We start from the raw sequence: 11,829 nt of genomic DNA, 5'->3' as shown, positions 1-11,829 counted from the left end.
CACCCCCCTTTGATCGTTCGCGGGCCTAAGCGGTCCGTCGTTTGTGCCGTCCGCGGAGCGCCTGAAGCGGCGGGTACAGCCATTTCTTGAAGAAACGTTGCAGTCGCGGCATGAGAATCCACGTGACGATGGCTGTCACGGCCAGACACAGCAGTAGTGTGCGGAAAAGAGGATTAAGACTGTTCAGATATGGGAGTACGGTCAGATTGAATAAGAGCACGGGCGGGAAGACCGCGCTCATGTTGACGAACCAGAGTTTCCATTTCGGTGGCGGGCGAGGTGCGGCCTGGGTCACGGTCTGGGAGTCGAACCACGCCTTGGAGCCGTTCATGGTCCGCCGGCCGGTCTCCTGTCCCAGCGACTCCAGCCGGGCGGCCCACTCCGCCCAGGCGACCGAGTTCTCCCAGGCCCGGACCGAACCATCGCTGTCGAAGCGGTAGACCACATGCCAGTCCGCCTCTCCGTCGACCAGTACGCCACCACCCAGGAAACCCGGTTGCTGCGCGCTCGCACGCAGCACGGCCCACCCCCAGGAGTGGAAGTCGGCCTCACGGCCCGGCACCACGCGATACGCCACGGTGACGGTAACGGGATTCCTGCTCACCCCGTCGAGTACGGATAACAACCACGTCACGTTCAAAGATTCAACGAAGAATTTTCAACTGTCCGAAGGGTAACCCTATGTCACCCTTTCGTCCCGCTTGCCGTCATCTGCCGCGTCATACTGCGGGTAACTTTCCCAGAATTCTCGAAACCGGTTGCCGGGCCGGTAAAGAGAGGAGCACGATCGCCATCCGGCTCGGCAGGAAAGCAAAGGAGAGCCATGTCCCGCTACGACTGGAACATGAACCACGAGGGAATTGATCGGGCGCGTGCGGCGATCGAACCCGCTCGAAAGGAAGTGACCGCACACCCGATCTACCAGCGGATCAGCAGTCGTGCGGACATGGCAACGTTTCTGGAACACCACGTGTTCGCGGTGTGGGACTTCATGTCGCTCCTGAAATCCCTACAACGGGAACTGACCTGCGTGGACGTCCCCTGGGTGCCACTCGGGTCCGAGGTGAGCCGGCGACTCATCAACGACATCGTGCTGGTCGAGGAGAGCGACGAGCTGAACGGCGGCTTCACCAGCCACTTCGAGCTCTATCGCGCGGGCATGGACGAGGCGGGGGCGAACACCTCACGGATCGACACCTTCCTCGACCTGATCAAGGAAGGCCACGACGTGTCCGCCGCACTGCGCGTCGCCCAGGTCCCCGGCCCGGCGGCCGATTTCGTCCGTACGACCTTCGAGATCATCGCCGACCGGCCCCTGCACTGCCGAGCCGCCGCGTTCGCCTTCTCCCGGGAGGACCTCATCCCGGACATGTTCGACCAGGTGATCAAGAAGGAGGGCACCGACCGCTTCCCGCTCTTCTGCGACTACCTCGCCCGCCACATCGAGGTCGACGGCGAGGAACACACCCCGATGGCCATGCAGATGGTCGCCGACCTCTGCGGCGATGCCGACACCCGCTGGCAGGAGGCGGCGGAGACGGCGACGCTCGCCCTGGAGGCGAGGATCCGGCTGTGGGACGGCATCGTCGAGGCCATGGCATGACGGGCCCGGGCCCGCCCCGCCGGGGCCGGGGAACCCCGGCCCACCCATGACTCCCTCGGGCCGACGGCCGTAGGACGACGGCCTCGGCCCGAGGGCCGTGGGGGGCCGCCCGCGCTGGGGTTGCGGGCGGCTCCCCCACGATCTCGCACGGCCCCGACTCCGGCAGCGAGTTGAGCAGCTGTAGCGTGACCGGCGTACTGGAAGGGGAGGGCAACAGGCCCACCACGCCCTTCCCCGCCGGAGGTACCCGATTCCGTGACCATCACCAAGGAAGCGCCGCCCCGCGCCGACCGCCACGACGCGGACGGGCCACAGGGCCGGCAGCTCAACTCGCCCCTCGCCCTGACCATGCTGCTGCTCCTGGTAGTCGTCCTGCAGGGGCCCATCCGCGGGGCGCTGGCCGCGCCGGTGATGCAGAGCTGGATGACCGTGTTCGTGGCGGTGGTGGTGCAGGCCCTGCCGTTCCTCGTACTCGGTGTGCTGCTGTCGGCGGCGCTCGCGGTGTTCGTACCGCCCTCTTTCTTCGCCCGCGCCCTGCCGAAACGGCCCGCGCTGGCGGTCCCGGTCGCCGGGATGGCAGGGGCCGTACTGCCGGGCTGCGAGTGCGCGTCCGTGCCCGTCGCCGGGGCGTTGGTACGACGGGGCGTCACCCCGGCGGCGGCGCTGGCCTTCCTGCTGTCCGCGCCGGCGATCAACCCGATCGTGCTGACCGCGACCGCCGTCGCGTTCCCCGGCGAGCCCGAGATGGTCCTCGCCCGGTTCGTGGCCAGTCTGCTGGTGGCGTGCGCGATGGGCTGGCTGTGGCACCGGGTGGGCCGCACCGACTGGCTGCGTCCTCCGGCCCGACCGGCGACGGAGGGCCTCGGCAAGGGAGCCGCGTTCTGGGGGTCCGTACGGCACGACGTGATGCACGCCGGCGGATTCCTCGTCGTGGGCGCGATGGCCGCCGCCACGCTCAAGGCCGTCGTGCCGGAGCACTGGCTGCGCAGCGCGGCCGACAACCCCGTGGTGTCGGTGCTCGCCCTGGCGGTCCTCGCCGTGCTGCTGTCCATCTGCTCCGAGGCGGACGCGTTCGTGGCGGCGTCCCTGTCGCAGTTCTCGCTGACCGCCCGGCTGGCGTTCCTCGTCGTGGGGCCGATGATCGACCTGAAGCTGTTCGCGATGCAGGCGGGCACGTTCGGCCGCGGTTTCGCGCTGCGCTTCGCCCCGGCCACGTTCGCGCTGGCCGTCCTGGTGTCGGTCCTGGTGGGGGCGGTGCTGCTGTGAACCGTCAGGCCCAGGCAGTGATCCTGTTCCTCGTCGGCGTGGCCGTGCTGCGCGCCGGCTTCACCGATCTCTATCTCCGCTACGTCAAGGCCGGGTTGCAGCCGCTGCTGCTCCTGGCCGGTGCCGTCCTGATCGTCGCGGCGGCGGCGACGCTCTGGTACGACCGGCGCCCGCGCACGACCGACGGCGACCGACCGGAAGAACACGCGGGTCACGTCCACCGTGAGCCGCGCGTCTCCTGGCTGCTCGTCCTCCCGCTGGTCGCCCTCATCCTGGTCGCCCCGCCCGCCCTGGGCTCCTACAGCGCGATGCGCGCGGGGACCGCGCTGACGCAAGCGCCCTGGGGCTACCCGAAGCTCCCCGCGGGCGACCCGCTGCGGCTCAACCTGGCCGACTACGCCGGACGCGCGGTCTACGACCACGGGCGCTCCCTCGGCGACCGCCACGTCAAGGTCGCCGGCTTCGTCGCCCTCGACAAGAACGGCACCGCCTATCTGGTCCGCATGGCCCTCAACTGCTGTGCGGCCGACGCCCAGCCGGTCAAGGTCGGCCTGTCCGGCGAGCTCCCGCCCGTCCTGCAGCCGGACACCTGGCTGGAGGTCACCGGCACCTACACCGGCAAGCGGGTCAAGGACCCCGTCAACGACGGCGTCATCCCCTTCCTCAACGTCTCCGAGGCCAAGCCGGTCAAGGCCCCGCGCGACCCGTACGACGAGAGCTGGAACGGCTGAGGTCCACAGCGGCTGAGGTCCGCACCGCTCGACGACCCGGCAGGGGCGGGTGCCGAACGGCACCCGCCCCCTCGCGTCACCGCCGCTGATCAGACAGCCACGGACTGCGGCGCCGGTGTCGCCAGCCGGCCCGTACGGTGCAGGCCGTACAGGGCGGCCGCGCAGGCGCCGCCCAGCGCGCACAGCGAGATCCACGGCAGAGCGGGCATCCCCGCCTCACGGGCGGCGTCGAGCGCCGCGCCGGTCAGCAGGTTCCCGAGCGTGATGCCGATCCCGCAGATGGTGTTGTAGAGCCCGTAGTGCGTGGCCACGAGGCGGTCACCGGAGAGCCGGACGATCGTGTCCATCTCGAAGGGGTACGCGATCATCGTGCCGATGGCCAGCAGCAGCGCGGCGAGCGTGGGCGGCACCGCGGCCAGCAGCCACAGCCCCATCCCGGACTCCGGTACCGGCACGGCCGTGGCCACCAGGAGTGGCACGAACGCCAGGCCCATCACGGCCAAGCCCAGGATCAGCGACTGCCCCGGCTCGTACCGTGCCCTGCACCAGGCCGTCACCCTCGTCTGGCCGAGGATCGTGCTCAGCCCGGAGACCGCGAAGAGCACCGCCACCGCCGCCGTACCGAACTCGCCCTCGCCGCCGAGCCGGCGCACCTCCAGCGGCAGCGCGAGATACACCTGGAAGGACAGCACGTACGAGCCGATCATGGCGCCGGAGAAGAGCAGGAACGGCCGGTTGGCGAGGATGCCGCGCCACTGTGCGAGCACGCTCTCCCGGCCCTCCGCGGTCCGCTCCCCGCGGTCCTGCGCCGTGCGGGCGGGCAGGGCGCGGATCTGCACGACGGACAGCAGCGCGAAGATCCCGGCCGACACCAGACAGGTGATGCGGAAGTCCACACCGGTCAGCACCATGCCCACGAGCGGGCCGAGCAGGATGCCGGCCTGATAGAAGACGTTGAACAGGGCGAACGCCTCGACCCTGCGCTCCCCCGCGTCCGCCGCGAGATAGGCCCGTACCGCCGGATTGAACAGTGCCCCGGCCAGACCGGTGGCGGCCGACGCGGCGAGCAGCGCGGGCAGCGAGTCCACCAGGCCCAGCGTCGCGAAGCCCACCGTGCGCAGCACGCATCCGGCGACGATCAGCGGCTTGTAGCCGAGCCGGTCGGCCAGCGTCCCGCCGACGAGGAACATGCCCTGCTGGCTGAAGTTCCGTACGCCCAGGACGAGTCCGACGAGCCAGCCGGCCAGTCCGAGGGTTCCGGACAGATGGGCGGCCAGGTACGGCATCAGCATGTAGAAGCCGAGGTTGATGGTGAACTGGTTCACCATCAACAGCTGCACGCTGCGTTCGTACGACCTCAACTGCGTGAAGGTCTGCTTCACTTGGCCTCCTCCACGGCCGAGAGCCTCTCCGTCTCCGAGGGCGCGCGCAGGACGAGAGGGTCGACCACGTCGGTGCACCGGGTCCAGCTCGCGACCTCCCTCTCGTCGGCGCGGCCGATGAGCTCCGGCTCCGAGGGCGGGGCCGCGTCGAGGAGTCCGTGGCGGGCGCAGTACTCGTCGTCGTAGACCGTGCCGAGGTAGCGCTGCGGTCCGTCGGGGAAGATCGTCGCGATGCGCGCGTCGGCGGGCATGGTGCGGGCCAGCCAGCCCGCCACGAGCGCCACGGCTCCCACGCTCCAGCCGCCGGTGGCGTAGTGCGAGGCCGCCAGCTTCCGGCAGGCCCACACCGCCTCGTGCGGGGCCACCCAGTGGACCTCGCTGAAGTAGTCGTACGCCACGTTGCGCGGGTAGATGCTGGAGCCGAGCCCGCGCATCACGCGGGGCCGGGCGGGCTGGCCGAAGATCGTCGAGCCGATGGTGTCGACGCCGACGATCGTGATCTCCGGGTAGAGCTGGCGCAGCACGCGGCCGAGTCCCGCGGAGTGCCCACCGGTGCCCACACTGCACACGAGGACGTCGATGTGTCCCAGCTCGGAGGCGAGTTCGAGGGCCAGCGGGGTGTACGCGGCGGTGTTGTCGGGGTTGTTGTACTGGTCGGGGCACCAGGAACCCGGGTGGTCCCGAAGCAGTTCGACGACCCGGTCGCGCCGGGCCTGCTGCCAGCCGCCCGTGGGGTGGGGCTCGTCGACGATGTCGACCTCGGCTCCGTAGACGCCGAGCAGCCGTGTCATGGACGGCTCCAGGCCGGGGTCCGTGACCAGGGTGACGGGGTGGCGGTGCACGAGGCCGGCCAGGGCGAGGCCCAGGCCGAGGGTGCCGCTGGTGGACTCGATGATCCGTCCGCCCGGTCGCAGATCCCCGCGGGCGCGGGCCCGCTCGACCATGTACAGACCGGGCCGGTCCTTGATGCCGCCGGGGTTGAAGCCCTCCAGCTTCGCCCAGAAGCCGCGGCCGGCCGGGGTCAGGGGCTCCGACACGCGCAGCATCGGGGTGCCCCCGACCAGCGCCGACAGGGCGGAGCGGCTGGGCGTGGCAGGGGTGTTCGTGGCGGTGGCCATGCTTGCGCTTGAGTTCGTGGCGGTGGCCGTACTGGTGTTCAAGGGCGTGCTTGTGTTCGTCAATGACTGCATGTCTGTTCGCTCTCGCTCGATGACTGCGTGTGCGTGCTCATCTCGCGCCACGGCCTCCGGGCGGCAGGCCGGTCGGTCCTGCCGGACTGGAGGGGTGGGCGCGGCAGCCGGTGCGGTCGGCTGCGGGCGAGAGGTCTAGATCCGCCAGCGTGAGGTGCGGACGAGCGCCGTCCGTCCCGTACGTGCTCTTCGGCGCCGGCACGGCCGACGCGGCCGGAGCGTCACGGTCGTGAGAACACCGGCGAGCAGCGCCGACCCCGCCGCGGGGGGCGGTTGCTCGGCCGCGGCGGTGGCCGTACGGAGGGCTCCCTCCGCCGCGCACTCGTCGCCGCCGTGATGGCGATGAGGGCCGTGGGGCGTCCCGTCGCCTGCCACGGTCACGGCGCACACGGGGGCGACGAGCGTGGAGATCGGTACGGCGGCCCGCTGGGGCGCGCTCGTGGCGTCGTACGACCCGTGTGCGAGGGCGCACAGGCCGATCACCGCGAGCAGGCAGCCGCGCACGAGAACCATCAGCCGGTGCCGCCAGGGCGACGCGGCGCGGGTGCTGCGGGTGGCGTGCGCGGGCATGCGGGTGGGGGTCGGCAACAGGGCCTCCGGGCGACCGCGCTGCGGGCACCACGGCGAGAGCCATGGCGAGCGGCGGCAGCGGGCATGGGTGGTGGGCGGCACGGCGAGCGGTCCTGCTGTCCGTCGCACGCGCGATCGGTCACGGGAACGGGCCCGTAGGGCGACCCCGGACGTGGAATCCACGAGTGGGTCCCGAACGCGGTGCGGAACAGCCGGAGAGGACGAGGTCGCCGGGTTCTAGACCTGCTGGACGACCGCTGCTCTGAGACTCGCCGACGCCGAGACGGAGAGCTCCGGCTCGTTGAGGCTCCGGGATGCTATGGCACGCCGAGGGCTGACCGGTTCGCCGACCGACACCGCGAAGCACGGCTGGGTGAGGGCCGAGCCCTGGTAGGGCTGTCCGGCGGCGCAGTGCTCGGCCGGATGCGACGGGGTGTGGTCGCCGCGGCGTTCGTCCGTCGCGGCGGGACGGGTCCTGCCGTGGGAGTCCGTCGCGCCGTGTGCCTTCTCGGACGCCTCGGCGGCGGGCTTCGCCGCGTCGGCCGCCAGTTGTCCCGCGACACCGTCGGGGCTCGCTCCGTGCGTGAGGACGACACTGAGCAGAAGCGCGGCGAGAGCCAGCAGACGCATCAGCGGACCCGCACCGGAGCGGGCCCGCGCCATGCGCCGGGGTGACCAAACCGTAACCACGCCGTGATCCTAACGGGCCGCGGAACAAAGATCCGCCCACGCCGGGAAACATCGCGGCAACAAGCCACGCACATGACCGATTTGCTTCGGGGACGACACACGCCGACCTCACGCGTGGCGCGGCGACGCCACCCTGGGCCCAGCGGTTCGGCACGGGCGCCGCGGTCACCCTGTCGTCCGCCCCCACCGCGTGTCGATGCGCTGCCACTCCTCGTCCCACTGCGCCATGCGCCGCCGCTCCAGACGCCCGCGCACGCCGTACGCACCCGCCCATACGGCCCCACCGGTGAAGGTCGCGGCCATCGTGCCCAGCAAGGCTGCCTCCACCTGTGCCTCCGCGGGTTCGAGCGGCTGCGCCGACAGGACGCCGTGACTGTCGGTCCAGACGGTGACGTGGGTGCCCGGCCGGGTGTTCGGGGCCACCTGGGTACGGCCCGTGTGCTCCACGCCGCGGGCCGTCCAGCGGACCGTGACCCAGGCCAGGTCGTCGCCGGACGCGCGCCCGGACGCCGTGCCCTCACCGTCGCCGGCGGGCCTGGCCTTGTCGACGACGGTGGCCGTCACCTCGTGGCGTTCGGCCCGCTGTCTGTCGAAGGTATGGCCCGCGGCGCCCGCCGCCACCATCCCCACCAGGGCACCGCCGACCACGGCCAGAACCCAGGCCGCCAGCAGCACCCACGCCTCCAAGAGGTCACTGCCCCTTCTCAGCGGATTGCGGCGCCATCGCCACAGTCCCGCGTGGGTGAGGACTCTCTTTCCGTGCGTCCGCGACATCGGCCGACACCCCCTACGAGCACCAACCGCCACCCACTTCCAGTGTGCGCCGTCCGGGGCTCGCGCGCTTCCGCACGCCGACGGTGGATGCGCTGCGCGACCGTTCGGTCACCGCATGATCGTCCGGGACACCAGGAAAGTGACCGGGATCGCAGCTCCGGACGCGAGCAGGGGGGCGAGCCGATCGCCCGCGTGCAGGACGTCGACGATCAGGTACACGCCTGCCGTCGTGATCAGGAAGTTGGTGGCGTTGCTCAGGGGGAACAGCAGGAACTTCCGCCAGGTGGGGCGCGTGCGATAGGTGAAGCGTGCGTTCAGGAAGAACGATCCCGTCATGCTCAGGGCGAAGGCGATCGCGTGCGCGGCCAGATACGGCAGGCGCATGAGGAACAGCAGGTAAAGACCGTAATAGGTGACGGTGTTGACCGCGCCGACCAGACAGAAGACGAGGATCTGACCCGAGACGGGACGCGCGGGTGCGGGACGGGCCTGACAGGGCACCGTCACGTGCATGGCCGTGCGCAGCGGCGAACGGGGGTCCTCGTCGTGCTGCACGGCGTGCCGGTCCTCCGGTTGTTCGACATGGGAGCGTGATCATCTGCACGCCGCAAGGGCGGTGAAGCCCACATGATGGTGACACAGCCGAGTGTCTCAACTCCGTTGAGGAGCGAGGCCGGAGCCTGCGGCACTCCTCATGCGTCACTGATTCTCCGAGCGCCCCGGGCCCTGCCCAAGTCCCTACCGCCCAGGCTCGTACAACTTATGGAAAACTCGGACATAAGACATCAAAGGGAGAACTTTCGTGGGCAGCCCTGCCGGCAAGATCGGCTACGGGAGCATGCGACTGGACCGCACCGGTCAGGCCGAGGCCTTCGACGCCATCGGCAACCGCTACGACGAGGCCTTCCCGCACAAGGAAGGGCAGGTCGCGGCCGCCGAGTGGCTCATTGGGTCACTGCCGCCCGGGTCCCGTGTGCTGGACCTGGGCTGCGGCACCGGGGTCCCGACGGCCCGCCGACTGACGGAGGCGGGTTTCGAGGTCGTCGGTGTCGACCTGTCGGGCGGGATGATCGCGCTCGCCCGCGAGAACGTGCCCACCGGGGTGTTCCACCACATGGACATCGCGGACCTTGGTCCCGAAGGCCCCTGCGACCTCGGCCGCTTCGCCGCGGTGGTGGCCTTCTTCGCCCTGCTCATGCTGCCGCGCGCCGAGATCCCTCTCGCGCTGCGGACCGTCCGCCACCTGCTGGTTCCCGGTGGTCTGTTCGCGCTGTCGATGGTGGAGGCCGACGTGGACGACTTCTCGATCCCGTTCATCGGAAGGACCATCAGGGTTTCCGGTTACCTGCGGGACGAGTTGCGCGAGGTCGTCGAGGCGGCGGGCTTCGAGATCGTCGAGGAGTCCTCCCACACGTACGCGCCGGCGACCGTGGACGTACAGCCCGAGGTACAGATCTTCCTGCGCTGCAGCCGGCACACCTGACGACTCTTGATCCACCCGCCCCGGCACGGGCCCCACGGACGGAAGCGACACGCGTGAAGAAGCACCTCGGAGCCGATCACGGTCCCGGCGGGCAGGCCGCCAGGGGGCACGAGCATGCCGGTTCCCCGCGTCGTCCGAAGCACACCGCCCCGTCGCCCCCGCCGGGCGACGGCGCCGACACGACTCGCCCGCAGCAAGGAGAGTCACGCCGCTTTGAGGGTGGTGGCGCCGTGTCCGGTCCGCCGGCCGCGGGAGCTTCCAGCGGACACTCCCGTGACGACGCACCGGACGTCGCGGGGCCGCAGACCGACAGACTCCGCTACCTCGACACGGCGACGCGACGGATCGCCCGCGGCATGAACCTCGACGAGACGTTGTACGAACTGTGCCGAGCGGCCGTCCCGGCGTTCGCCGACATCACGTTCGTTCACCTGTGTGATCCTCTGCCGGTCGGGGACGAGCTTCCCGCCTCCCCGGCCGTCCTGCGGCTGCACTGCACGGACCCTGGGCCGAAGGGAGGCCCGGCCACCCACAGGTCCGTGCCGCCCCCTCCAGCGGTCACGGGCCCCCTGCGGGCGGCGGAGTTCGTGCACCTGGCTGCCGCCGGTCGCCTCGCCGAGCTGCTGCGGGTCGGGCGGCCGGTGTTCGGGGACGCCCCCGGGGCCGCCTCCACGGTGACCGAGTTGCTGGAAGCGGCCGGCGCTCCTGGGGCGGTACCGCCCGGACGACGGCTGATCGTCGCTCCGCTGCACGGCCGCCGCCATGTCCTCGGCAGCATCGTCCTCGTCCGCGGACCCGATCGGCCGGACTTCACCGGCGACGATCTGCTCGTAGCGTCCCAGCTCGCCACACACACCGCTCTCGGGGTCGACAAGGCGGTGCTGTACGTACGTGAGGCATCCGTCGCGGACGCGCTGCAGCGCACGATGCTCCCTCCGTCGCTGCCCGAGACGACCGGAGTCCGACTGGCCAGCCGCTATCTGCCGGCCTCGGGGACCACCCAGGTCGGTGGCGACTGGTACGACGCGATCCCCCTGCCGGGCAACCGCATCGCTCTGGTCATCGGAGATGTGATGGGACATTCCGTCACATCGGCCGCGATCATGGGACAGCTGCGCACCATCGTGCAGACCCTGGCCGGGCTCGACCTGCCCCCGGACGAGGTTCTGCACCACCTCGACGAGCAGGCGGAGCGCCTCGGCAGTGAGCACATGGCGACCTGTCTGTACGCGATGTACGACCCCGTACTGCACCGGCTGCTGGTGTCCAACGCCGGCCACCCGCCGCCGGTGCTGCTGCACCCCGACGGCAGCGGGGAGGTTCTGCGGGTCCCGCCCGGAGCGCCGATCGGGGTCGGCAGCGGCGGGTTCGAGTCCACCGAGACGCACGCGCCCGCCGGAGCGACCCTGCTGCTGTACACCGACGGCCTCGTGGAGTCCCGCAGCTCGGACGTGCTGACGGGGGTGGAGCGACTGCGTGCGCGCCTGCACGCAGCCGCCTCCGGGCCCGCGCCCCCGGCACTGGAAGCGCTGTGCGACCAGGCGCTCGACACCGTGGAAGCGAGGGACCGTGACGACGACATCGCGCTGCTCGCCGCCCGGTTCGAGGGCATCCTGCCGGAGACCGTGGCGTACTGGTACATGGCCCCTCGTCCACAGACCGCCGGGCAGGCCCGTCGGCTGACCCGCAGGATGCTGCGTCACTGGGGTCTCGACGCCCTCGTGGAGCCGACCGAGCTCCTGGTCAGCGAGGTGGTGGCGAACGCCGTACGCTTCGCTTCCCGGCCGATCACCCTGCGACTGGTCCGCACGGACGTACTGCGATGCGAGGTGGGCGACGACTCCCCGCAGGTGCCGAGGATGCGGCACGCCCAGCTGAGCGACGAGGGCGGCCGGGGACTGTTCCTGGTCGACCACCTGGCGCGCCGCTGGGGGGTGACGCGGGTCAGTACGGGCAAGGTGGTCTGGTTCGAGCAGCCGCTGACGGGAGATCAGGACCTCGGCTGACGGAGTCGCCGCCGATGCCGACGCGACGGCCATGACGTCCACGCCTGACGTTCGGTGTTCCGCGCCCCCGCCCATGACAGCCCTCCGGTCGGGAACTCCGCCGCCCGGTACCCCCGTGTGCCCCTACCCGTAGC

At 70.9% G+C, this 11,829-nt stretch carries 12 protein-coding genes; 5 read left to right on the top strand and 7 right to left on the bottom strand.

The genetic code is table 11. The annotated features are described in order from the left end of the window. Positions 1-25: 25 nt before the first annotated feature. Entirely contained in the window at positions 26-640 is a 615-nt protein-coding gene (locus AB0959_RS45465) for an antibiotic biosynthesis monooxygenase (protein WP_366832776.1), read from the bottom strand. A 183-nt stretch (positions 641-823) separates the two neighbouring features. Here AB0959_RS45465 and AB0959_RS45460 point away from each other — a divergent pair, with 183 nt between their 5' ends. The 3 genes from AB0959_RS45460 (at position 824) to AB0959_RS45450 (ending at position 3,600) form a co-directional block, all read left to right on the top strand. Further along, the gene (locus AB0959_RS45460) at positions 824-1,603 is read left to right on the top strand and encodes a DUF3050 domain-containing protein (protein ID WP_366832775.1); all 780 of its coding nucleotides are present in this window, start codon (positions 824-826) and stop codon (positions 1,601-1,603) included. Between the two features lie 255 nt (positions 1,604-1,858). After that, on the top strand, positions 1,859-2,869 hold the full coding sequence (locus tag AB0959_RS45455) for a permease (protein ID WP_366832774.1): 1,011 nt from the start codon (positions 1,859-1,861) through the stop codon (positions 2,867-2,869). Continuing rightward, a complete protein-coding gene (locus AB0959_RS45450) occupies positions 2,866-3,600 on the top strand; it encodes a TIGR03943 family protein (protein ID WP_366832773.1) in 735 nt (244 codons plus the stop codon). Before AB0959_RS45455 ends, AB0959_RS45450 begins: the two co-directional genes overlap by 4 nt. Before the next feature lie 89 nt (positions 3,601-3,689). Here AB0959_RS45450 and AB0959_RS45445 read toward each other — a convergent pair whose 3' ends face one another. The 6 genes from AB0959_RS45445 to AB0959_RS45420 all read right to left on the bottom strand — a co-directional run bounded on the left by AB0959_RS45445 (position 3,690) and on the right by AB0959_RS45420 (position 8,719). After that, positions 3,690-4,982 (bottom strand): MFS transporter, encoded by a 1,293-nt coding sequence (locus AB0959_RS45445; protein ID WP_366832772.1) that lies wholly within the window; start codon positions 4,980-4,982, stop codon positions 3,690-3,692. Next, the gene (locus tag AB0959_RS45440) at positions 4,979-6,100 is read right to left on the bottom strand and encodes a PLP-dependent cysteine synthase family protein (protein WP_366832771.1); all 1,122 of its coding nucleotides are present in this window, start codon (positions 6,098-6,100) and stop codon (positions 4,979-4,981) included. The genes AB0959_RS45445 and AB0959_RS45440 overlap by 4 nt, the downstream gene beginning before the upstream one ends. A gap of 207 nt (positions 6,101-6,307) precedes the next feature. Further along, positions 6,308-6,871, bottom strand: a complete 564-nt coding sequence (locus tag AB0959_RS45435; protein ID WP_366832770.1) for a hypothetical protein — start codon at positions 6,869-6,871, stop codon at positions 6,308-6,310. Positions 6,872-6,979: 108 nt separating this feature from the next. Then, positions 6,980-7,432 carry a hypothetical protein gene (locus tag AB0959_RS45430; RefSeq protein WP_366832769.1) on the bottom strand — a complete coding sequence of 151 codons (453 nt, stop codon included), beginning with the start codon at positions 7,430-7,432 and terminating at the stop codon, positions 6,980-6,982. Positions 7,433-7,597: 165 nt separating this feature from the next. Further along, positions 7,598-8,206 (bottom strand): hypothetical protein, encoded by a 609-nt coding sequence (locus tag AB0959_RS45425; protein WP_366832768.1) that lies wholly within the window; start codon positions 8,204-8,206, stop codon positions 7,598-7,600. Positions 8,207-8,314: 108 nt separating this feature from the next. After that, positions 8,315-8,719, bottom strand: coding sequence for a GtrA family protein (locus tag AB0959_RS45420; RefSeq protein ID WP_366832799.1), 405 nt, complete (start codon positions 8,717-8,719; stop codon positions 8,315-8,317). Positions 8,720-9,044: 325 nt separating this feature from the next. Here AB0959_RS45420 and AB0959_RS45415 point away from each other — a divergent pair, with 325 nt between their 5' ends. Both AB0959_RS45415 and AB0959_RS45410 read left to right on the top strand, forming a co-directional pair. Continuing rightward, entirely contained in the window at positions 9,045-9,689 is a 645-nt protein-coding gene (locus AB0959_RS45415; RefSeq protein ID WP_366832798.1) for a class I SAM-dependent methyltransferase, read from the top strand. Between the two features lie 356 nt (positions 9,690-10,045). Further along, entirely contained in the window at positions 10,046-11,695 is a 1,650-nt protein-coding gene (locus tag AB0959_RS45410; RefSeq protein ID WP_366832797.1) for a SpoIIE family protein phosphatase, read from the top strand. The last annotated feature ends 134 nt before the right edge of the window (positions 11,696-11,829 follow it).

It is taken from the genome of Streptomyces sp. NPDC046862 (assembly GCF_040704615.1).
GTDB lineage: Bacteria > Actinomycetota > Actinomycetes > Streptomycetales > Streptomycetaceae > Streptomyces.
The sequence above is the reverse complement of the archived record's forward strand: the minus strand, read 5'-3'. Positions and strand labels throughout refer to the sequence as shown.

Bases quoted from the DNA above. Each gene is read 5' to 3' on its own strand.
- AB0959_RS45410 (WP_366832797.1), top strand. From the start codon at position 10,046: ATGAACCTCGACGAGACGTTGTACGAACTGTGCCGAGCGGCCGTCCCG.
- AB0959_RS45415 (WP_366832798.1), top strand. From the start codon at position 9,045: ATGCGACTGGACCGCACCGGTCAGGCCGAGGCCTTCGACGCCATCGGC.
- AB0959_RS45460 (WP_366832775.1), top strand. From the start codon at position 824: ATGTCCCGCTACGACTGGAACATGAACCACGAGGGAATTGATCGGGCG.
- AB0959_RS45420 (WP_366832799.1), bottom strand. From the start codon at position 8,719: ATGCACGTGACGGTGCCCTGTCAGGCCCGTCCCGCACCCGCGCGTCCC.
- AB0959_RS45440 (WP_366832771.1), bottom strand. From the start codon at position 6,100: ATGGCCACCGCCACGAACACCCCTGCCACGCCCAGCCGCTCCGCCCTG.
- AB0959_RS45425 (WP_366832768.1), bottom strand. From the start codon at position 8,206: ATGTCGCGGACGCACGGAAAGAGAGTCCTCACCCACGCGGGACTGTGG.